Source organism: Variovorax sp. J31P179 (assembly GCF_030316985.1).
GTDB lineage: Bacteria > Pseudomonadota > Gammaproteobacteria > Burkholderiales > Burkholderiaceae_C > Variovorax > Variovorax ginsengisoli_B.
In genome coordinates, this window is sequence record NZ_JASZYL010000003.1 from 188,460 (window position 1) to 208,123 (window position 19,664).

Annotated in this window: 21 protein-coding genes; 16 read left to right on the forward strand and 5 right to left on the reverse strand. The window is 69.2% G+C overall.

The window, feature by feature from the left end; all coding sequences use genetic code 11:
• Positions 1-22 precede the first annotated feature (22 nt).
• From QTI17_RS09000 to cydX, 3 genes are read left to right on the forward strand one after another with little or no spacing between them, the layout of a single operon-like run.
• A complete protein-coding gene (locus tag QTI17_RS09000) occupies positions 23-1,630 on the forward strand; it encodes a cytochrome ubiquinol oxidase subunit I (RefSeq protein WP_286532457.1) in 1,608 nt (535 codons plus the stop codon).
• A 2-nt stretch (positions 1,631-1,632) separates the two neighbouring features.
• Positions 1,633-2,787: a cytochrome d ubiquinol oxidase subunit II gene (gene cydB, locus QTI17_RS09005; protein ID WP_286532459.1), complete on the forward strand. Its 1,155-nt coding sequence runs from the start codon at positions 1,633-1,635 to the stop codon at positions 2,785-2,787.
• A gap of 21 nt (positions 2,788-2,808) precedes the next feature.
• A complete protein-coding gene (gene cydX, locus QTI17_RS09010) occupies positions 2,809-2,931 on the forward strand; it encodes a cytochrome bd-I oxidase subunit CydX (protein WP_286532461.1) in 123 nt (40 codons plus the stop codon).
• 7 nt (positions 2,932-2,938) lie between these two features.
• Here cydX and QTI17_RS09015 read toward each other — a convergent pair whose 3' ends face one another.
• On the reverse strand, positions 2,939-3,517 hold the full coding sequence (locus tag QTI17_RS09015) for a GbsR/MarR family transcriptional regulator (protein WP_286532463.1): 579 nt from the start codon (positions 3,515-3,517) through the stop codon (positions 2,939-2,941).
• 49 nt (positions 3,518-3,566) lie between these two features.
• Positions 3,567-3,989, reverse strand: coding sequence for a cupin domain-containing protein (locus tag QTI17_RS09020; protein WP_286532468.1), 423 nt, complete (start codon positions 3,987-3,989; stop codon positions 3,567-3,569).
• Between the two features lie 104 nt (positions 3,990-4,093).
• Between QTI17_RS09020 and QTI17_RS09025 the strand changes: the two genes are divergently transcribed.
• The 5 genes from QTI17_RS09025 (at position 4,094) to QTI17_RS09045 (ending at position 7,530) form a co-directional block, all read left to right on the forward strand.
• Entirely contained in the window at positions 4,094-4,456 is a 363-nt protein-coding gene (locus tag QTI17_RS09025; RefSeq protein ID WP_286532470.1) for an ArsR/SmtB family transcription factor, read from the forward strand.
• An 8-nt stretch (positions 4,457-4,464) separates the two neighbouring features.
• Positions 4,465-5,574 (forward strand): chorismate synthase, encoded by a 1,110-nt coding sequence (gene aroC, locus QTI17_RS09030; protein ID WP_286524674.1) that lies wholly within the window; start codon positions 4,465-4,467, stop codon positions 5,572-5,574.
• Positions 5,574-6,752 (forward strand): MFS transporter, encoded by a 1,179-nt coding sequence (locus QTI17_RS09035; protein ID WP_286532473.1) that lies wholly within the window; start codon positions 5,574-5,576, stop codon positions 6,750-6,752. Before aroC ends, QTI17_RS09035 begins: the two co-directional genes overlap by 1 nt.
• Before the next feature lie 65 nt (positions 6,753-6,817).
• Positions 6,818-7,102, forward strand: coding sequence for an AbrB/MazE/SpoVT family DNA-binding domain-containing protein (locus QTI17_RS09040; RefSeq protein WP_286532474.1), 285 nt, complete (start codon positions 6,818-6,820; stop codon positions 7,100-7,102).
• A gap of 5 nt (positions 7,103-7,107) precedes the next feature.
• Positions 7,108-7,530, forward strand: coding sequence for a putative toxin-antitoxin system toxin component, PIN family (locus QTI17_RS09045; RefSeq protein WP_286532476.1), 423 nt, complete (start codon positions 7,108-7,110; stop codon positions 7,528-7,530).
• A 12-nt stretch (positions 7,531-7,542) separates the two neighbouring features.
• Here the strand turns inward: QTI17_RS09045 and QTI17_RS09050 are convergent, their stop codons facing one another.
• Together QTI17_RS09050 and QTI17_RS09055 are read right to left on the reverse strand one after the other, a co-directional pair.
• Complete coding sequence (locus QTI17_RS09050) at positions 7,543-8,469, reverse strand: carbohydrate kinase family protein (RefSeq protein ID WP_286532478.1); 927 nt, start codon at positions 8,467-8,469, stop codon at positions 7,543-7,545.
• A gap of 98 nt (positions 8,470-8,567) precedes the next feature.
• A complete protein-coding gene (locus QTI17_RS09055) occupies positions 8,568-9,347 on the reverse strand; it encodes an IclR family transcriptional regulator domain-containing protein (RefSeq protein ID WP_286532481.1) in 780 nt (259 codons plus the stop codon).
• Positions 9,348-9,508: 161 nt separating this feature from the next.
• Here QTI17_RS09055 and QTI17_RS09060 point away from each other — a divergent pair, with 161 nt between their 5' ends.
• The 3 genes from QTI17_RS09060 to QTI17_RS09070 all read left to right on the forward strand — a co-directional run bounded on the left by QTI17_RS09060 (position 9,509) and on the right by QTI17_RS09070 (position 13,122).
• Entirely contained in the window at positions 9,509-10,918 is a 1,410-nt protein-coding gene (locus tag QTI17_RS09060; protein WP_286532483.1) for an MFS transporter, read from the forward strand.
• A 99-nt stretch (positions 10,919-11,017) separates the two neighbouring features.
• Positions 11,018-12,424: a selenium-binding protein SBP56-related protein gene (locus QTI17_RS09065; RefSeq protein ID WP_286532485.1), complete on the forward strand. Its 1,407-nt coding sequence runs from the start codon at positions 11,018-11,020 to the stop codon at positions 12,422-12,424.
• A gap of 20 nt (positions 12,425-12,444) precedes the next feature.
• Positions 12,445-13,122, forward strand: a complete 678-nt coding sequence (locus tag QTI17_RS09070; RefSeq protein WP_286532486.1) for a hypothetical protein — start codon at positions 12,445-12,447, stop codon at positions 13,120-13,122.
• Between the two features lie 10 nt (positions 13,123-13,132).
• Here the strand turns inward: QTI17_RS09070 and QTI17_RS09075 are convergent, their stop codons facing one another.
• The gene (locus tag QTI17_RS09075) at positions 13,133-13,915 is read right to left on the reverse strand and encodes an IclR family transcriptional regulator domain-containing protein (protein ID WP_286532488.1); all 783 of its coding nucleotides are present in this window, start codon (positions 13,913-13,915) and stop codon (positions 13,133-13,135) included.
• 165 nt (positions 13,916-14,080) lie between these two features.
• On the opposite strand from QTI17_RS09075, the gene QTI17_RS09080 reads away from it, so the two are divergent.
• The 5 genes from QTI17_RS09080 to QTI17_RS09100 are packed head-to-tail and all read left to right on the forward strand — an operon-like array spanning position 14,081 to position 19,659.
• The gene (locus QTI17_RS09080; protein WP_286532490.1) at positions 14,081-15,004 is read left to right on the forward strand and encodes a shikimate dehydrogenase family protein; all 924 of its coding nucleotides are present in this window, start codon (positions 14,081-14,083) and stop codon (positions 15,002-15,004) included.
• Positions 15,005-15,048: 44 nt separating this feature from the next.
• On the forward strand, positions 15,049-16,398 hold the full coding sequence (locus QTI17_RS09085; RefSeq protein ID WP_286532492.1) for an MFS transporter: 1,350 nt from the start codon (positions 15,049-15,051) through the stop codon (positions 16,396-16,398).
• Positions 16,399-16,421: 23 nt separating this feature from the next.
• On the forward strand, positions 16,422-17,912 hold the full coding sequence (locus tag QTI17_RS09090; protein ID WP_286532494.1) for a carboxylesterase/lipase family protein: 1,491 nt from the start codon (positions 16,422-16,424) through the stop codon (positions 17,910-17,912).
• A gap of 29 nt (positions 17,913-17,941) precedes the next feature.
• The gene (locus tag QTI17_RS09095; RefSeq protein WP_286532498.1) at positions 17,942-18,829 is read left to right on the forward strand and encodes a sugar phosphate isomerase/epimerase family protein; all 888 of its coding nucleotides are present in this window, start codon (positions 17,942-17,944) and stop codon (positions 18,827-18,829) included.
• Positions 18,826-19,659: a shikimate dehydrogenase family protein gene (locus tag QTI17_RS09100; RefSeq protein ID WP_286532500.1), complete on the forward strand. Its 834-nt coding sequence runs from the start codon at positions 18,826-18,828 to the stop codon at positions 19,657-19,659. Before QTI17_RS09095 ends, QTI17_RS09100 begins: the two co-directional genes overlap by 4 nt.
• Positions 19,660-19,664: the final 5 nt, after the last annotated feature.

The window sequence follows — 19,664 nt, forward strand, 5'->3', positions numbered from 1 at the left end:
CGAAGAATACGAAAGGAACCCCATGGACCTCGACATCGTTGCCCTCTCCCGATTGCAGTTCGCCTTGACGGCGCTGTATCACTTCCTGTTCGTGCCGCTGACCATCGGCCTGGCCGTGGTCCTCGCGATCATGGAGACCGTCTACGTCATGACCGGGCGGACCATCTGGCGCGACATGACGAAGTTCTGGGGCGTGCTGTTCGGCATCAACTTCGCGATGGGCGTGGCCACCGGCATCGTCATGGAGTTCCAGTTCGGCATGAACTGGAGCTACTACAGCCACTACGTGGGCGACGTCTTCGGTGCGCCCCTGGCGATCGAGGGGCTGATGGCCTTCTTCCTCGAGGCCAGCTTCGTCGGCCTGTTCTTCTTCGGCTGGGACAAGCTGTCGAAGGTGGCGCACCTGATCGTCACCTGGCTGGTCGCGATCGGCTCGAACCTGTCGGCGCTCTGGATCCTGATTGCCAACGGCTGGATGCAGAACCCGGTCGGCGCGGCCTTCAATCCGCAGACCATGCGCATGGAGGTGACCGATTTCGCGGCCGTGCTGACCAACCCGGTGGCGCAGGCCAAGTTCGTGCACACGGTGTCGGCGGGCTACACCGTGGCCGCGATCTTCGTGCTCGGCGTCTCGGCCTGGTACGTGCTGAAGGGCCGCCATCTCGAACTCGCCAAGCGCTCGATGACCGTGGCCGCCTCCTTCGGGCTCGCGGCCTCGCTGTCGGTGGTCGTGCTCGGCGACGAGAGCGGCTACCTGTCGACCGAGCACCAGAAGATGAAGGTCGCCTCGATCGAGGCGATGTGGAAGACCGAGCCCGCACCGGCCGCCTTCACCGCCTTCGGCTTCCCGGACCAGCGCACCCGCGAGACCCACTTCGCGGTTCACATCCCGATGCTGCTGGGCCTGATCGGTACCCGCTCGCTGACCAAGGAGGTGCCGGGCATCGAGGACCTGGTTGCGCGCGCCGAGGACCACATCCGCGACGGCATCAAGGCCTACGACGCGCTGCAGACGATCCGCCAGGCCAGGAGCGATGCCGAGGTGCCGCCGCAGGCGCGCGCCGACTTCGAGGCCCACGGCAACTTCATGGGCTACGCGCTGCTGCTCAAGCGCTATGTCGACGATCCGCGCCAGGCCACGGCCGAGCAGATCACCAAGGCCTCGTGGGACCTGGTGCCGCCGGTGTTCTCGCTCTACTGGTCGTTCCGGATCATGGTCGGCCTGGGCATGTTCTTCATCGTGCTGACCGCCACCTTCTTCGTGCTGTCGACCCGGCGCCGGCTGGATGCCCATCCCTGGCTGCTCAAGGTCGCCGTGTTCTCGATTCCGCTGCCCTGGGTGGCCGCCGAGATGGGCTGGATCGTGGCCGAGGTCGGCCGCCAGCCGTGGGTGATCGAAGGCGTGCTGCCGACCGCGGTCGCGGTCTCGAACCTCGGCGCCGCGACGGTGCTCGGCACCATCGTCGGTTTCGTGGCGATCTACACGATCCTGTTCGTGATCGAGATGAAGCTGATGCTGAAGGCGATCCGCAAGGGGCCGACCGAACATCCGCCGACACCGGCCGGTGCCTGGCGCACCGGCGCCGGTCCCGACCTCGCGGGCCGTCCGCGCACCTCGCTGGGAGCTTGACCATGATTCTCCACACCCTCATTTCCTACGAAGTGCTGCGCCTCGTCTGGTGGCTCCTGCTCGGCGTCCTGCTGGTCGGCTTCGCGGTCATGGACGGCTTCGATCTCGGCGCCGGCATGCTGCTGCCGTTCGCGGGCCGCAACGACCTCGAGCGCCGCGTGATCATCAACAGCGTCGGTCCGGTCTGGGAGGGCAACCAGGTCTGGCTGATCCTCGGCGGCGGCGCGATCTTCGCGGCCTGGCCGCAGCTCTACGCGGTGTCGTTCTCGGGCTTCTACATCGCGATGTTCGCGATCCTGGTGGCCTTGATCCTGCGGCCGGTGGCCTTCAAGTTCCGCGGCAAGCGCGACGAGCCGGCCTGGCGCGCGCGCTGGGACTGGGCGCTGTTCATCGGCGGCTTCGTGCCGGCGCTGATCTTCGGCGTCGCGATGGGCAACGTGCTGCGCGGCGTGCCGTTCCGCTTCAACCCCGACATGCACATCTTCTACGACGGCACTTTCTTCGGCCTGCTCAACCCGTTCGCGCTGCTGTGCGGCCTGGTGTCGGTGGCGATGCTCGCGATGCACGGCGCCGCCTGGCTGCAGCTGAAGACGCAGGGCCCGGTGGCCCAGCGCGCGCGGGCCTACGGCAGCGTGGCGGCGGTCGCGACGATCGTGCTGTATGCGCTCGCCGGCTTCGCGTTGTGGAAGTTCGTCGACGGCTTTCGCGTGACCAGCGCGCTGCCGGCAGACGGGCCGTCGAACCCCTTGCTCAAGACCGTCGAGGTGCATTCGAGCGCCTGGTTCGCCAACTACGAGGCGCATCCGTGGCTCTACGTCGTGCCGGGCCTGGGCCTGGCCGGCGCTTTGGTGGCGCTGCTGGGCCTGCGCATGCGGGCCGAGCTGATGACCTTCGTGGCCAGCGCGCTGTCGATCGCCGGCATCATCCTGAGCGTCGGCGTCTCGATGTTCCCGTTCATCCTGCCCTCGACCATCGATCCGCGCGCCAGCCTGACGGTGTTCGACTCGTCGTCCAGCCACCTGACGCTGTTCATCATGCTGGTGGTCACCGCCATCTTCATCCCGATCATCGTCGCCTACACCAGCTGGGTGTACGCCGTGCTGCGCGGCAAGGTCGACGCCGCCGCGATCAGCGAAGACCGCGGCCACGCGTACTAGTCACAGAAAGAGAATCCGACCATGTGGTACTTCGCCTGGATCCTGGGACTGCCGCTCGCCGCGACCTTCGCGGTGCTGAATGCGATGTGGTACGAGCTGATGGACGACGAAGGCGTCCGGCACGACAAGCTGGACAAGCCTTAGCCGGCGGCTATTCCTTGGGTGGCTTCGGGGCCTTGGACCCGCCTGTCAGTCGGTCCTTGAGCCCCAGCACCTTGGTCACGGTCGCGCCCATGCCCATGAGCTGCATCGCTGTTTCCGGGGCGAGCCGCTGCACGTCGTCGAACCACTTCATGAGCCGGTCGATCAGGTCGTGCATGTCGCGCATGCGCTGCTGGGCATGGCGCTCGGCGTCGGTCTTGGGCTCTTCGAGCAGCGCCATGCGCAGCATCGACAGCGTCGGCTCGATCTCGCGCCGGCGGCGCTCCTCGGCCAGCACGCGGAAGATCTCCCAGACATCGGAAGGCGCCTCGAAATACTCGCGCCGGTCGCCCGCATGGTGGCGCAGCCGCACCAGCCGCCAGGCCTGCAGCTCCTTCAGGCCCATGCTCACGTTGGAGCGCGAGAACTCGAGCGACTCGGCGATCTCGTCGGCATTCAGCGCCCGCTCCGAGATGAAGATCAGCGCATAGATCTGGCCGACCGTGCGGTTGATGCCCCATTTGCTGCCCATTTCCCCGAAGTGGGCGATGAATTCTCGGCTGAGGGCGGGCAGGGCGTCTTTGGGCATCGGCCGATTTTCAGGCCGAATTGCTGAAGCTTCAAGAAAGACTGAAAGGCTACTTCCAGGGCGTCGGCGCCGGGACCTCGCAGGCGGGCTCGACGTCGATGCTCTTGAAGTCGGCCGGCGACACGATCTCGAGGTATTCCATGTCGGGCGAATAGTCGAACAGGTAGTGGCGGATGCCCGGGCGCTGATGGACCACGTCGCCGGCGGCGACCAGCGTCTCCTTGTCCTCGTACATGAAGCGGGCCCAGCCCTTGAGCATGTAGACGATCTGGAAATCCGCTTCGTGCCGGTGCCAGCCGGTGCCCGTTTCCGGTGCCATGTTGGCCTTGACGAGGTGCGCGATCACACGGCCGTTGGTGGCCTCCGCCACCCCGAGGTCGCGATACAGGAAGAAATCGCGCAACCCGCCTGAAACGTAGTCGGTGTCGCCGGGTTTGACATGGGAGAACTTCGTGTCGGTACGGTCCAGCATGGGCGAGCTCCTTCGGAGGGGTGGGGATGCTGCGCCGCAGCACGCATAAACCATTCCTGCCGCGTGGCTTGACAAGCAGGCGCCCGGCTTCGAAACTAAACCATATGGTTCACTCTGATGCCGGCACCCTCGATGCCGTCTTTTCCGCCCTGTCGGATGCCACCCGGCGCGACGTGCTCGAACGGCTGGGGCGCGGCGGCGGCCTCACGGTCAGCGAACTGGCCCAGCCGCATGGCATGTCGCTGACCGGCTTCATGAAGCACTTGCGCGTGCTCGAGGAGGCCGGCCTGGTGTCGCGCACGAAAGAAGGCCGCATCGTGCGCTGCGCGCTGTCGCCGGCCCCGATGCAGGAGGCCGCCGTGTGGCTGTCGCACTACGAGAAGTTCTGGGCCGGTCGCCTGGACCCGGCCGCAAGCGCTGAAGCCATGGTTCGGCCCGGCCGGAACATCGCGCCTTTGTTGGGATAATCCCCGCCATGAGCGGCAATACCTTCGGCACCCTATTCGCGGTCACCAACTTCGGTGAATCCCACGGCCCGGCGATCGGCTGCGTCATCGACGGCTGCCCGCCCGGGATGGCGCTCACCGAAGCCGACATCCAGGGCGACCTCGACCGGCGCCGCCCCGGCACCAGCCGCCACGTGACGCAGCGCAACGAACCCGACGCGGTGCAGATCCTGAGCGGCGTGTACGAAGGCAAGACCACCGGCACGCCGATCGCGCTGCTGATCCAGAACACCGACCAGCGCAGCAAGGACTACGGCCAGATCGCGCAGCAGTTCCGCCCCGGCCACGCCGACTTCAGCTACTGGAAGAAATACGGCATCCGCGACCCGCGCGGCGGCGGCCGCTCGTCGGCCCGCCTGACGGCACCGATGGTGGCGGCCGGCGCGGTCGCCAAGAAGTGGCTGTTCGAGAAGTACGGCACCCGCTTCCGCGGCTGCATGGCGCAGATCGGCGACATCGTGATCCCGTTCGAGGCCTGGGACCACGTGCCGAACAACCCCTTCTTCGCGCCCATGGCCGACGTCTCGCAGCTCGAGGCCTACATGGACGCGCTGCGCAAGGCCGGCGACTCCTGCGGCGCCCGCATCCGGGTCACGGCGTCGAACGTCCCGGTGGGCCTCGGGGAGCCGCTGTTCGACAAGCTGGATGCCGACATCGCCTGGGCGATGATGGGCATCAACGCGGTCAAGGGCGTCGAGATCGGCGCTGGCTTCGCCAGCGTCACGCAGCGCGGCACGACCCACGGCGACTCGATCACGCCGCAGGGCTTCGTGACCAACAACGCCGGCGGCGTGCTCGGCGGCATCAGCACGGGCCAGGATCTCGAGGTGAGCATCGCGATCAAGCCGACCAGTTCGATCATCAGTCCGCGCCAGTCCATCGATGTCAACAACCAGCCGGTCGAGGTCGTGACCAAGGGCCGGCACGACCCCTGCGTCGGCATCCGGGCGACGCCGATCGCGGAGGCGATGCTGGCGCTGGTCGTGATGGAGCATGCGCTGCGCAACCGCGCCCAGTGCGGCGACGTGCATGCGCCGGACCTGCCGGAGCATCCGTCGCCCCAGGCTTCGTTCCTCTAGTGGCATCCGCGCCGCCCGCCGCCGGGGGGCGCGGCCACCTGCTGGCCTTCGCGGCCCTGTCGGCGAGCTATTTCGCCCACATCGGCTTCTTCAATCCGTACCTGCCGCTGTGGCTCAAGGACCTCGGGCTGCCGATCTTCGTGATCAGCCTGCTGACCTCGGTGCAGTCGGTGACCCGGGTCTTCGCGCCGTATGCATGGGGCGCGCTGAGCGACCACACGGGCGAGCGCGTGAAGCTGCTGCGCTTCAGCGCCGCGGTGGCGCTGGTCTCTTCGTTCGGCCTGTGGTGGAACGGCGGCCCGTGGTGGCTGATGCTGGTGCTGCTCGTGATGTTCACGCACACCAGCTCGATGATGTCGCTCACCGAGGCCGCGATGGCGCACCTGGTGGCCGGCGACTGGGGCCGCTATGGCCGCATCCGGCTCTGGGGCTCGGCGGGCTTCCTGGTCACCGTGTTCTTCGCCGGCGAATGGTTCGAGCGCTTCGGCATGCGGCACTTTCCGGCCTGGGCCGGCGGCACGCTGGCGATCGTTCTGATTGCGACGCTGCGGCTGCCCGACGTGCGCGAGCCGGTGTCGCAGCACGCGCAGGCCCGCGAGCCGGTCGGTCCGGTGCTGCGCAATCCGGCGGTGCGCTGGTTCTTCGTCTCGCTGTTCTTCCACGTGATGGCGCATTTCGCGGTCTACGGTTTCCTGTCGCTCTACCTCGATTCGCTCGGCTACGGCAAGGGCACGATCGGCCTGCTCTGGGCGCTTTCGGTGGTGGCCGAGATCGTCTGGTTCTTCCTGCAGGGGCGGCTGCTCGGGCTGCTGTCGATGCCGCGCTGGCTGCTGCTGTGCGGTTTCGCGGCGGTGCTGCGCATGGGCATCACGGCCGGCTGCGGGCAATGGGTCTGGGCCCTGGTGGTGGCGCAGGCGTTGCACGCGCTGTCCTTCGCGGCCCACCACACCACCTGCATCGCGATGGTGTCGCGCCACTTTCCGGGCCGGCTGCGCGGCCGCGGGCAGGCGCTTTTCACGGTGATCGGCTATGGCTTCGGCGGCGTGCTCGGTGTCCTGGTGGGTGGCGCCATCGCGCAGCGCTTCGGCTATGTCGCCATGTTCAGCGTGGCGACGGCGGTGGCGGCGGTCGCGAGCGGATGCGCGTGGCGGGCGCAGCGGGTCGGCGGCGCGGTTTGACGGTGGAGGCGGATGGGGGCTAAAGTAAGGATTCCTTACCGGGGGGATTTCCAATGCTCGCCAAGATGACTTCCAAGAACCAGCTCACCCTGCCGCGCAGCGTGACGGACCAGCTCGGCGATGTCCCGGAGTACTTCGACGTGGCGCTGCGCGACGGCCAGATCGTTCTGACACCGGTGCGCATCCAGCGCGGCGATGCCGTGCGAGCCAAGCTGGCGGCGCTGGGCCTGGGCGCTTCGGACGTGGCCGATGCCGTGGCCTGGGCGCGCAGCGAGCAGCCGGTGCCCGTGGCCGCCGAGCCCACGCCCGCCTACCGGACTCCCGTCCCCCGACGCAAGCCCGGGGCCTGAGCCGCGTGGCCGCCGTCCGGGTGGTGTTCGACACCAACGTGGTCGTTTCGGCCTTGCTGTTCGGCGGCCCGGCGACGGCAAGGCTGCGCGGGCTCTGGCAGCAGGGGGCCTGCGTGCCGTTGCTCAGCAAGGCCACCGCCGCCGAGCTGCTTCGCGTGCTGGCCTATCCCAAATTCCGACTCTCGGCGGCGGAGCGCGAGGAACTGCTGGGCGACTACCTGCCGTTCGCCGAGATCGTGGTGGTGCCCGACCCGCCGCCCGAGGTTCCCGATTGCCGCGACGCCGTCGACCTGCCGTTTCTGCACCTGGCCGCGGTCGGTGATGTGACCCTGGTGACCGGTGACCGTGACCTGCTGGTGCTGGCCGGTGGCACGGCGATCCCGATCGTGCGGATCGAGGATTTCATCGCGGGCTTCGACCCGCGCTGAAGCCGCAGGTTCTCAGTCCAGCTCGGCCCGTCTCGGCATGTCGGCGCCCCGGCGCGAGCAGGTGATGGCCGCGGCCTTGGCCGCGAAGCCGAGCAGGGCGCCCAGCGCCTGGCCATCGAGCGCCGCGAGCGCCCCGGGCGTCAGCGCGCCGTGTTCGTCGAGCCAGGTCAGCAGGCCGGCCTGGAAGGTGTCGCCGGCGCCCACGGTGTCGATCACCTTCACCTGCGGCGTCGGCACGTCGGCGCGCGCGCTTCGGGTCCAGGCGCTGGCGCCCTGGCCGCCGCGGGTCACCGCGACCAGCACCGCGCCCTGCGCCAGCCAGCGCGCCGCGACCTGCTCGGGCGCCTCGGCCGGATAGAGCAGGCCCAGGTCCTCGTCGCTGACCTTGACCAGGTGCGCGATCGAGACCATCCGGTCGACCAGCGCGCGCCATCGCGCCACGTCGGGCTCGACATTGAGACGCACGTTCGGGTCGTAGGCGACCAGCCGCTGGCCGCGCTCGCGGGCGGCGAGTGCCAGCAACGCGCTGCCGACCGGCTCGACCGCCAGCGCGTAGGAGCCGAACTGCAGCACGCGCACGGTCGGCGGCAGCGCCGGAAGCGTGTCGTGGCTGAGCTGCCGGTCGGCCGCGCCGGTGCCGTGGAAGGCATAGCGCGGCACGCCGCGGGCGTCGACGCTGACCACGCTGAGCGTGCTGGGCGCATCGCTGCGCACGATCAGCGAAGTGTCGACCCCTTCGGCCGCGAGCGAGGCCAGCAGCCGCTCGCCAAAGGCGTCGGTCGACAGCCCGGCCAGGAAGGCCACCGGCCGCCCGAGCCGGGCCAGGCCCTGGGCCACGTTGAGCGGCGAGCCGCCGATGCGGGCATCCAGCGCCAGGCCGGTGGGGGTGGCTTCGCCCGTGTAGACATCCATCAGGGCTTCGCCGCAGACCACGAACATGGGGATCCTTGAAAGTGAGGATCAGGAGATTACAGGCTGGCGCCGGTTCGAACCAGTCCGCCAGCACCGGGCGCCGATACGCGCTTGCAAACAGCTTCTCAGATGATCGGCCGCAGCGCCTCGGCCACTTCGCGCAGCACCGGCAGCAGCTTGTCGACCAGCTGCGTGTCGGGGTAGACCTGCCGCTGCACCGTGACGCTGAGCGCGTACTGGCAGTGGCCCTTGCGGTCCTTGAGGGGCAGCGCGAGGCCGCTGAGCCCGAAGTCGAGGTACTGGTCGGCATGCGCGTAGCCGAGCCGGCGCGCCACCCCCACGTTCTCGCGGAAACGGGCCGGGTCGACCACCGTGAAGCCGGTGAAGCTGGCGAAGTCGTGGGCGGCGAGCCAGGCATCGAGGCCGGCATCGTCCAGGGTCGAGAGCAGCGCCAGCCCCGGCGCCACCACGTGGGCCGGCACCCGGGCCCCCGGGTGGAAGCCGATCGACACCACGCGCGGCGAATTGCTGCGCGACAGGTAGACCACCTCGTGCCCGTCCAGGGTGGCGACGTTGAGCGATTCGCCGCACTGCATCGACGCCCGCTGGATGAAGGGCTGGGCGATGCGCGGCACCCGCGCCACCTCCATGAAGGCCTGGCCGAGCCGCAGCACGCGCGGCAGCAGCCAGTAGTACTTGCCGTCGGTCGCCGCATAGCCGTAGTGCACCAGGCTGAGCAGGTAGCGGCGGGCCGCGGTGCGGGTCAGCAGGGCGCGCTCGCCGGCCTCGGTGGCCGTCAGGCGGGGCCGGTCCTCCGAAAAGGCCTCGATCACGCGAAGTCCCTTGCCGAGGCCTTCGATGAGGAGCTTGCGGTCGATGGGCGGTGGCTCGGCAGGTGGGAGCATGGCTGGGGGAAACCCGGTTTTCGTGCGCGTGGTGCACGGGTGCGGTCGATCATCGCTCGCGACATGCGGCTTCGGCGTTGTGGAGAACCCTGAGGCGGTCCAAAGTCGCCGCCTCGGCCCGCGAAGCGCCAGCCGACCCCCGAACCCCCAAGGAGAGACAAATGAGCAACCCCAACGACCACGAGCCGCAAGGCAAGCACCAGTCGAGGAAGGCCGCCGCCAGCGGCTGGATCGGCTCGGCGCTCGAGTACTACGACTTCTTCATCTACGCCACCGCGGCGTCGCTGATCTTCCCGCAGATCTTCTTTCCCTCGGGCAATCCGAGGATCGCGATCATCGCCTCGCTCGCGACCTACGGCGTGGGTTACGTGGCGCGGCCGATCGGCGCCTTCGTGCTCGGCCACTGGGGCGACACGCGCGGGCGCAAGCACGTGCTGCTGGTCTGCATGTTCCTGATGGGCTTCTCGACCATCGCCGTCGGGCTGCTGCCGACCTACGCCCAGGTCGGCCTGCTGGCACCGGCGCTGCTGGTGGTGCTGCGCCTGATCCAGGGCTTCGCGGTGGCCGGCGAGATCGCCGGCGCCAGCTCGATGATCCTCGAGCATGCGCCGTTCGGGCGCCGCGGCTTCTTCGCCAGCTTCAGCCTGCAGGGCGTCCAGGCCGGGCAGATCCTGGCGGCCGCCGTGTTCCTTCCGCTCGCGCACTTCATGCCCGAGGAGGCCTTCCTGTCGTGGGGCTGGCGCATTCCCTTCCTGCTGAGCTTCATCGTGATCGTGGCCGGCTACATCATCCGCCGCGAAGTCGACGAGACGCCGGCTTTCGCCGAGGTCGACAAGGCGCATGCGGCACCCAAGGCGCCGATCATCGAGGCCTTCACCAACAGCTGGCGCGACATGCTCCGCGTGGTCTGCGCGGCCCTGATGAACGTCATCCCGGTGGTGGCCACGGTGTTCGGTGCCGCCTACGCGGTGCAGCCGGCCTACGGCATCGGCTTCCAGAAAGACATCTTCCTGTGGATCCCGGTGCTCGGCAACATCCTGGCCGTGATCGTGATCCCGATGGTCGGCAACCTGTCCGACAAGGTCGGACGCAAGCCGCCGATCGTGACCGGTGCGCTCGGCGCCGGCCTGCTTTCCTTCGGCTACCTCTACGCGATCAGCATCCACAACGTGCCGCTGGCGATCGTCATGTCGCTGCTGATGTGGGGCATCGTGTACCAGGGCTACAACGCCGTGTTCCCGAGCTTCTACCCGGAGCTGTTCCCGACCCGCACCCGCTGCTCGGCGATGGCCATCTCGCAGAACATCGGCACCACCATCACGGCCCTGCTGCCGGCGCTGTTCGTCGCCGTCGCGCCGCCCGGCGCGGCCAACATCCCGCTGACCATCGGCGCGCTGACCTTCGGCATCACCATCGTCTCGGCCCTGGCGGTGCTGAGTGCCCGCGAAACCTACCGGGTCCACCTGAACGACCTCGGCAATGCCGATGCGGTGCCGGTCCCGAAGCCGGACTACGAGCGCATGCGGGCCCAGACGCTGGCCGATGCGAAGCTGGCCCGGGCCGCGGCCTGAGCTCGGCCGCGCACGGAAAGTCCCGGACCGGCCCAGGGGGTTTTTGAGAGAGCCGGCGACAGGCGCATACTGGCGCGCCATCGCCTGCAGGAGCGCGCCATGCTCGAATCGCTGCGAACCGATCCCACTTTCCACGCCTCGCCGCGGTTGGCGATGGAGGCTGAAGCCGAGCGCATCGCCTACACCGCGCTGCTGTCGCCCGATGCCTCCCGGCCAGATGCGCTGGCGGTGGTGGATGTCGACCCCGCTTCAGCCACTTATGGCCGCGTGCTGCACCGCCTGGACATGCCGAACCGGGGCGACGAATTCCATCACTTCGGCTGGAACGCCTGCAGCTCGGTGCTGTCGCCGATGTCCGGCCATGCCTTCCTGAAGCGGCGCTACCTGGTCATCCCGGGCATCCGGTCGTCGCGCATCTACGTGGTCGACACGCAGCCCGATCCCGTGCGGCCGACCATCGCCCGCGTGGTCGAGCCGGAGGAGGTGCTGCGCAAGACCGGCTACTCGCGGCCCCACACGGTGCATTGCGGTCCAGAGGGCCTGTACATCAGCACCCTCGGCGGCGCCGGCGCCGACGGTACCGAGGGGCCGCCGGGCGTGTTCCTGATGGACTGCGAGAGCTTCGAGGTCCTCGGCAAGTGGGAGATCGAGCGCGGGCCGCAGAAGCTGCACTACGACTTCTGGTGGAACCTGCCGCGCGACTACATGGTGTCGAGCGAGTGGGGCCTGCCGCCGCAGTTCGAGGGCGGGATCGTGGCCGAAGACCTGCTGGCCAACCGCTACGGGCACCAGCTTCATTTCTGGGACCTGCGCGGGCGCCGCCATGTCCAGAGCATCGACCTGGGCGCCAATCACCAGATGGCGCTGGAGGTCCGGCCGGCGCACGAGCCGACGCGCGAATACGGCTTCGTCGGGGTGGTGGTCGACACCACCAACCTCGAAGCCTCGATCTGGACCTGGTGGCGCGAGGGCGGCAAGTTCCAGGCGAAGAAGACGGCGGTGATCCCGCCCGAACCGGCCGATGCGGCGCTGCTGCCGCCGCTGCTGAAGGGCTTCGGCGCCGTGCCGCCGCTGGTCAGCGACATCGACCTGTCGCTGGACGACCGCTTCCTCTATGTGGCCTGCTGGGGCACCGGCGAGCTGCGCCAGTACGAGGTGTCCGACCCGATGAACCCGCGCCTGGCCGGCAGCGTGCACGTCGGCGGCATCGCGCGGCGCACGCCGCATCCGAACGGAACGGTTTTCGGCGGCGGACCGCAGATGACCGAGATCAGCCGCGACGGCAAGCGCGTCTATTTCACCAACTCGCTCTACAGCCGCTGGGACGCCCAGTTCTATCCCGACGGCGTGCCGGGCCGGCAGGCGATGTGCCACGTCGGTGCCGACGGGGGCCTCACGCTGGACCCGGGCTTCCTGGTCGATTTCGGCAACGACTACGGTGCCCACCAGATCCGGCTGCAGGGGGGCGACTGCTCGACCGATTCCTTCTGCTTTTCGTCGGCCTGAAGCGAGGCCTCCGAGTCGCCGTGAGCCCTCTCGCTGCAGCCTCGCTCTGGGCCGGCGTGGTGGCGATCGGCCTCTACCATGGACTGAATCCCGCGATGGGCTGGCCCCTGGCCGTGGCCAACGGCCTCGAGCGCCAGCGCGGCGCGGCCGTCTTCGCCACCTGGCTGCCGCTGGGGGCGGGCCACCTGCTGGCCATGGCGCTGGTGCTGCTGCCCTTCGCGCTGCTGGCGAACCTGCTGCCTTGGGGCCGCGAGATCCGCATCGGCGTCGGGCTGCTGGTGCTGGTCTTCGGCACCTGGCGCCTGGCCCGGCCGGGCCGCCACCGGTGGAGCCGGCGCCTTCGGCCGACACAGCTCACCCTGTGGTCCTTCCTGATGGCCAGTGCGCACGGCGCCGGGCTGATGCTGCTGCCGATCCTGGTGGGGCTTTGCGGCGTCCCGGCGGACCCGGCGCTCGATCCGCCGTCCACCCTGGCCCTGATGCGCGCGAGCGCCGCCACGGCGGTCGCGGTGTCGCTGGTCCACTCGGCCGCGATGATCGGCTCGGGGCTCTGCGTCGCCTGGCTGGTCTACCGCTACCTGGGTTTGAAGGCGCTGCGCAGCGCCTGGCTCGACCTCGACACGCTCTGGTCGGCCGGCCTGATGCTGTCGGGGGCGGCGGCCATCGCCACCGCCTGGGGCGGGGCGGCCGGGCATTGACGACGAAGGCTCAGAGCAGCCCGCGCATCGCCTGCGCCGTCTCGCGCAGCACCGGCAGCACCCGCGCCACGGCGTCCTCGCTGCCTTCGTGGCCCATCGGCATCGTGATGTTGAGCGCCCCCACGAGGTCGCCGTGGCGGTCGCGCAGCGGCACCGCGATGCCGCGCGAGTTGAGGTCCAGCTGCTGCTCCGACAGCGCCCAGCCCTGGGCCCGGATGCGCGCCAGCTCCAGCTTCATGCGCTCCTTGCTGGCGATGGTGTGCGGCGTGAAGACCGCGAGCTCATGGGTGTCGAGCCAGTGGCTGCGCTCGGCGTCGCTGCGCAGGGCGATCATCAGCATGCCCGAGGCCGTGACCTGGGCCGGGACCCGCGCGCCCAGCACGTAGCCGGTGCTCATGCTGCGGTTCGGCCCGTTGCGCGCGATGTAGACCACCTCGTCGCCGTCCATCACGCTCAGGTAGGCGATCTCGTGCGTGCCTGCCGCCACGCGCTGAAGAAAGGGCTGGACGATGCGCGGCAGCCGCGCCGATTCGAGGTAGGACTGGCCCAGCCGCAGCACCCGCGGCGTCAGCCAGAACAGCTTGCCGTCGCCGGCCACGTAGCCCATGTGCTGCAAGGTCAGCAGGTAGCGCCGGGCCGCGGTCCGCGTCATGCCGGTGCGCTGGCCGGCCTCGCTGGCCGTCATGCGCGGGTGCGCGTCGTCGAAGGCTTCGATGACGGCCACGCCGCGTTCCAGGCCGGCGATCCAGTCGCGTTTGTCGAGCTCTGGCGGGGTGGCGTCGTCGGTGGTCATCGTTCTCGGGGAAACCCTGAATGCGTGCGATTATCGAACATTTGCGTTCGATGATCGATTTCTGCGCGACGGACGAACGATCGCGCCGGGCGCGTGGCGGCCTACATTAGCGCCGCTTCTTCGAAATCGCGCGATATTCGAACAATTTGAAGCGAGACACCACCCATGTTCCCCTCCATCGTCGGCAGCACCTCCGTCTACCTGCTCCCCGGTGACCCGGTCACGAACGTCCGCCTGCCGCGGATGTTCAACGCGGTCTTCGAGCGCTGCGGCATCGATGCCGTGATGGTGCCGGTCCAGGTGGCCAAGCGCGACCTGGCGGTGTTCGTCAAGGCCGCCTTCCTGGCCAAGAACGTGCGCGGCATGGCGATCGCGCCGCCGCACAAGCCGCTGCTGGTGGACCTGCTCGACGGCTGCGGCCTGTTCGGCCGCGTGGCCGGCTCGGTCAACGTGGTGCGGCGCATCGCCAACGGCGAACTCGAGGGCGACCTGTTCGACGGCGAGGGCCTGCTCGGCGCGCTCGACCACTACAACATCCCGTTCCGGGGCAAGCGCGTGCTGATCCTCGGCGCCGGCGTCAGCGCGGCGGCGATCGGCGTCGCGCTGGCCGAGGGCGGCACGGTCAACGGCGCCGAGCACATCGCCTTCCACGACATCGTGGCCGGCAAGGCGGCCGGCGTCGCGGCCCAGCTCGACGCCTTCTTCGATGCCACCACGGTGGCGGTCGACAGCAGCGACCCGGCCGGCTACGACCTGGTGGTCAATGCGACGGCGCTCGGGCTCAAGCCCGACGACCCGCTGCCGGTCGACGTCGCCCGCATGGAACCGCATGCGGCGCTGTTCGACATCCTGCTGCGCAACCAGCCGACGCCGCTGGTGCGCGCCGCCCGCGAGCGCGGCCTCCATGCCCAGGCCGGCTTCGAGATGCTGGTGCAGCAGATGCCGCACTACTTCGAGTTCTTCGGCCACCGCGACGCCGCCCATGCGCTGCGCCACGATGCCGATTTCCTGCGCGAGCTGATCTACCCCCCGGCCATGGCCGACGAGATCCGCCACCCCCTGCGCTACCACTCGGCGAGCGTGGCCTGAGCCAGCGCCCGACCATTCCAGCACTTCCCAAGGAGACAAGCACGATGGCCATCACCCTCAACGCGGCGGACGCGCGCGCGACGCAGCCGGAGCCCGAAGGGCTCAAGACGCCGCGCAAGGCCGCCTTCGCGAGCTGGATCGGCAGCGCGGTCGAGTACTACGACTTCTTCATCTACGGCACGGCGGCGGCGCTGGTGTTCGGCAAGATCTTCTTTCCGTCGATCGACCCGAAGCTGGCCACCGTGGCCGCCTTCGCGACCTTCGGCGTCGGCTACATCACGCGTCCGATCGGCGCCTTCTTCATGGGCCACGTGGGCGACAAGTTCGGCCGCAAGAAGGTGCTGACCTTCACCTTGCTGCTGATGGGCATCTCGACCTTCCTGATCGGCCTGCTGCCGACCTACAACCAGGTCGGCATGGCGGCGCCGATCATGCTGGTCATCCTGCGCCTGCTGCAGGGACTGTCGGCGGCCGGCGAGCAGGCCGGGGCCAACTCGATGACGCTCGAACATGCACCGGCGCACCGGCGCGCGTTCTACACCAGCTTCACCTTGAGCGGCACCCAGATGGGCTTCATCCTGGCGACCATCGTGTTCCTGCCGATCTCGGCCCTGCCCGAGGACCAGCTGCTCTCGTGGGGCTGGCGTATTCCGTTCTTCCTGAGCGCGATCGTGGTGGCGGTGGGTTTCTGGGTGCGCCGCACGCTGCCCGAGACACCGGCCTTCAAGGAAGAGGCCGATGCCAAGGAGACCGTCAAGCTGCCCGCGGCCGTTCTGTTCCGCGACCACACGCCGGCCGTGCTGCGCGTGATCTTCGGCGCCCTGGTGTCGGTGGTGAGCACCATCTTCGGACTCTTCGTGCTGTCCTATGCGGTCAACACCGTGCACATCCCGCGCGCCACCATGCTGACGCTGCTGGTCTGCAGCAACGTGGTGGCGCTGGCCGCGATCCCGTTGTGGGCGATCCTGGCCGACCGGATCGGCCGCCGGCCGGTCTTCATCTTCGGCGCGCTGGGCTGCGCGGTGCTGATCTGGCCGACCTTGTGGGCCATCAGCCGCGGCGACCTGACGCTGATCTTCATCTTCGGCCTGCTCACCTCGGGGATCGTCTACAGCGCCTCGAACGCGATCTGGCCCTCGCTCTACGGCGAGATGTTCGACACCCGCGTGCGCCTCTCGGGCATGGCCATCGGCACCCAGATCGGCTTCGCGCTCGGCGGCTTCGCGCCCACCATCAGCGCCGCGATCATGGGCGAAGGCCCGAACGGCTGGATGCCGGTGGCCGCCCTGGTGACGGCGTCCTGCGTGATCGCAGCGATCTCGATCTTCACGGCGCGCGAGACCTACCAGGTGCCGATGCACGAACTCGGCAAGAACGCGAGGGCCTTCGCCTGATGCGCAACGATCCGCAACAGCCGATGCAGCCTGCCGCCGGCGCGCCCGTGCCCGGCGCCGAGACGGTGCGCGTCGACGGCGGCCTGCTGGCCGGCGTGCGCGACGCCGCCACCGGCGTGCGGGCCTACCTGGGCGTGCCCTTCGCGGCGCCGCCGGTGGGCGACCTGCGCTGGCGCCCGCCGGCGCCCGTGGTGCCCTGGGACGGCGTGCGCCGGGCCGACCGCTTCGCGCCGCAGTGCGTGCAGCCGGGCCGTGCCGCCGATTCGGTCTACGCGGAATTCTCGGGCGTGCAGCCGATGAGCGAGGACTGCCTCTGCCTGAACCTGTGGACCCCCGCGGCAGCGGCCGACGAGGCGCTGCCGGTCATGGTCTGGATCCATGGCGGTGCCTTCCAGCAGGGCTCGGCCGCCAACCCGGTCTTCGTGCGCGGCGATCTCGCCCGGCAGGGCGTGGTGCTGGTCACGATCAACTACCGCCTCGGGCCCTTCGGCTTCATGGCGCATCCGGAACTGAGCGCGGAGGCGGGCGGCAGCTCGGGCAACTACGGCTTGCTCGACATGGCGGCGGCCCTGCGCTGGGTCCAGCGCAATGTCGCGGCCTTCGGCGGCAACCCCGCCAAGGTCACGGTGTTCGGGCAGTCCGCCGGCGGCCACGGGGTCGTGGCCCTGATGGCCTCGCCCGAGGCGCGCGGCCTGTTCAGGCACGCCATCGCGCAGAGCTTCGGCATCAGCCCGACCGAGGACCTGGCGGCCGGCGAAGCGCAGGGGCTGGCCTTCGCGGACGGCGACGCCATCGCCTCGCTGCGCGCGTTGACCGCGGAGCAGCTGCTGCAGCGCTACCTGGCGCAGGGCACGCGCTTCATGCCGATCGTCGACGGCCGCTTCCTGACCCGCACCCTGGCCGAGACCTTCGGCGCCGGCGAGCAGCAGGCCGTGCCCTTTCTCACCGGCTGGAACCGCGATGAAGGCACCGCCTTCCCGGCGGCGGCCAGTGCCGAGGCATTCCGTGCCCAGCTGAAGCGACGCTTCGGCGAGCGCGCCGGCGAGGCTGAAGCCTTCTACCCCGCCAACGACGACGCCCAGGCAGCGGCGTCGAGCCGGGCGCTGTTCGGCGACGGCCTCTTCGCCGGCGGCGTGCATGCGGCCGCGCGTGCCCAGGCCCTGCGGGCGCCGACCTATGTCTATCACTTCGCGCACCTGCAGCCCTTCCGGCCGGGCCAGCGCTATCGCGAGGCCGATCCGGCCATGGCGCTCGGCGTCTTCCACAGCTCGGAGTACCCGTACGTCTTCGGCACCACGCGCGAACTCACGCGCGACTGGGGGGCCGAGGACGACCGCATGACAGCCCTCATGCAGGGCTGCTGGATCCGGTTCGCCAAGACCGGCAACCCCAACGGCGAGGGCCTGCCGCACTGGCCCTTGTTCGATGACGGCCGGCCCACCGTGCTGGAGCTCAAGCCCGAGCCCGAACTCGTCGATGTGCCCCGGCGCGCCCAGCTGCGCTTCGTGGCCTGACAACCGAATCTTCCGAACCAGGGACTGCCATGGCCATCGCCCTCGACCGCTTCGGCTTCAACACTGTCACGATGGGCGGCGAGCTCGGCCACAAGCTCGAATGCATGAAGGCGGCCGGCTTCGCCGGCGTCGAGCTGTGGGCGCGCGACCTCATCAACCATCCGGCCGGGGTCGAGAAGGCGGCGCAGCTCGTCAAGCAGAGCGGGCTGAAGGTCACCGACTTCCAGCCGCTGCGCGACTTCGAGTGCGCGCCCGACGCGATGCGCCCGCACCGGCTCGAGATGGCGCGCGAGCAGCTGCGCCAGATGGCGCTGGTCGACACCGACCTGCTGCTGTGCTGCTCGACCACCTCGCCGCTGGCGATCGACGATCCGGAGCGTGCCGCCGAGGACCTGCGCACGCTCGCCACGCTGGCGACGCCGCTGGGCATCCGCATCTGCTACGAGGCGCTTTCGTGGGGCCGCCACGTGAACCGCTGGCACCAGGCCTGGGACATCGTGCGCCGCTGCGACCGCGAGAATGTCGGTCTCAATCTCGACTTCTTCCACATGTCGGTGCATGGCGACGACGGCGCCGAGATGCTGGCGCAACTGGCCGAGGTGCCGGTCGAGAAGATCTTCCTGGTGCAGCTGGCGGACTACTTCTTCGAGTACAGCGACCGCCAGGCCGACATGATCGAGCTGGCCCGCCACCAGCGCCTGTTCCCGGGCGAGGGCCTGCACGACGTGCGCGACCTGGTGCAGCTGCTCGAGGACAAGGGCTATCACGGCCACTACACCTTCGAAGTCTTCAACGACGACTACGTCAACTCCGACCCGATGGTCATCGGCCAGCGCGCGATGAAGAGCGCGCGCTGGATCAGCGAATCGCATGTGGCTGGCGCGAGGCCGGCCGACCGAAGGACGACATCCCCATGATTTCCGGCAAGACCACCCTGATCGCCCACCTGGGCTACCCGACCGAGAGCTTCAAGGCTCCGATGATCTACAACCCCTGGTTCGACCAGCAGGGCATCGACGCCGTCGTGATGCCGATGGGCGTCAAGGCCGAGGATTACGCCGGCGTGCTGGCCTCGCTGTTCAAGCTGACCAATATCCGCGGCGCGCTGGTCACCATGCCGCACAAGATCACGACCTTGTCGCTGGTCGACGAGGCGACCCCGACCGCGAAGATCGCCGGCGCCTGCAACGCGATCCTGAAGCGGCCCGACGGCAGCTTGCTGGGCGACCAGTTCGATGGCGCCGGCTTCGTGCGCGGCGTGCAGCGCAAGGGCCGCGCGCTGGAAGGCGCGCGGGTGCTGGTGTCGGGCAGCGGCGGCGTCGGTTCGGCGATCGCCGCCTCGCTGGCCGCGGCCGGCGTGGCGCAGATGGCGCTCTACGACAGCAGCGCCGCCTCGTCGGAGGCGCTCGCCGGCCGCCTGCGCGCGCACTACCCGCAACTGGTGGTCACGACCGGCTCCAACGACCCGGCCGGCTTCGACCTGGTGGTCAACGCCACGCCGCTCGGCATGAAGGAGGGCGATCCGCTCCCCTTCGACGTCGCGCGCATCGCGCCGTCCACCTTCGTTGGCGAAGTGGTCATGAAGAGCGAATACACGCCGCTCTTGCGCGCAGTGCGCGACAAGGGCTGCGCAGTGCAGGTCGGCACCGACATGCTGTTCGAGATGATTCCGGCCTACCTGGAGTTCTTCGGTTTCGGCAGCGCCACGCCGGAAGATTTGCGGGCGGTGGCGACGCTGGCTTACTGAACGTC

What these genes read in the sequence shown, in the direction of transcription:
- cydB (WP_286532459.1), top strand. Translation starts at nt 1,633, where the DNA reads ATGATTCTCCACACCCTCATTTCCTACGAAGTGCTGCGCCTCGTCTGG.
- QTI17_RS09040 (WP_286532474.1), top strand. Translation starts at nt 6,818, where the DNA reads ATGACTTCCAAGAACCAGCTCACCCTGCCGCGCAGCGTGACGGACCAG.
- QTI17_RS09095 (WP_286532498.1), top strand. Translation starts at nt 17,942, where the DNA reads ATGGCCATCGCCCTCGACCGCTTCGGCTTCAACACTGTCACGATGGGC.
- QTI17_RS09060 (WP_286532483.1), top strand. Translation starts at nt 9,509, where the DNA reads ATGAGCAACCCCAACGACCACGAGCCGCAAGGCAAGCACCAGTCGAGG.
- QTI17_RS09085 (WP_286532492.1), top strand. Translation starts at nt 15,049, where the DNA reads ATGGCCATCACCCTCAACGCGGCGGACGCGCGCGCGACGCAGCCGGAG.
- QTI17_RS09065 (WP_286532485.1), top strand. Translation starts at nt 11,018, where the DNA reads ATGCTCGAATCGCTGCGAACCGATCCCACTTTCCACGCCTCGCCGCGG.
- QTI17_RS09100 (WP_286532500.1), top strand. Translation starts at nt 18,826, where the DNA reads ATGATTTCCGGCAAGACCACCCTGATCGCCCACCTGGGCTACCCGACC.
- QTI17_RS09075 (WP_286532488.1), bottom strand. Translation starts at nt 13,915, where the DNA reads ATGACCACCGACGACGCCACCCCGCCAGAGCTCGACAAACGCGACTGG.
- QTI17_RS09055 (WP_286532481.1), bottom strand. Translation starts at nt 9,347, where the DNA reads ATGCTCCCACCTGCCGAGCCACCGCCCATCGACCGCAAGCTCCTCATC.
- cydX (WP_286532461.1), top strand. Translation starts at nt 2,809, where the DNA reads ATGTGGTACTTCGCCTGGATCCTGGGACTGCCGCTCGCCGCGACCTTC.
- QTI17_RS09050 (WP_286532478.1), bottom strand. Translation starts at nt 8,469, where the DNA reads ATGTTCGTGGTCTGCGGCGAAGCCCTGATGGATGTCTACACGGGCGAA.
- QTI17_RS09090 (WP_286532494.1), top strand. Translation starts at nt 16,422, where the DNA reads ATGCAGCCTGCCGCCGGCGCGCCCGTGCCCGGCGCCGAGACGGTGCGC.
- QTI17_RS09015 (WP_286532463.1), bottom strand. Translation starts at nt 3,517, where the DNA reads ATGCCCAAAGACGCCCTGCCCGCCCTCAGCCGAGAATTCATCGCCCAC.
- QTI17_RS09025 (WP_286532470.1), top strand. Translation starts at nt 4,094, where the DNA reads ATGGTTCACTCTGATGCCGGCACCCTCGATGCCGTCTTTTCCGCCCTG.
- QTI17_RS09000 (WP_286532457.1), top strand. Translation starts at nt 23, where the DNA reads ATGGACCTCGACATCGTTGCCCTCTCCCGATTGCAGTTCGCCTTGACG.
- QTI17_RS09020 (WP_286532468.1), bottom strand. Translation starts at nt 3,989, where the DNA reads ATGCTGGACCGTACCGACACGAAGTTCTCCCATGTCAAACCCGGCGAC.
- QTI17_RS09080 (WP_286532490.1), top strand. Translation starts at nt 14,081, where the DNA reads ATGTTCCCCTCCATCGTCGGCAGCACCTCCGTCTACCTGCTCCCCGGT.
- aroC (WP_286524674.1), top strand. Translation starts at nt 4,465, where the DNA reads ATGAGCGGCAATACCTTCGGCACCCTATTCGCGGTCACCAACTTCGGT.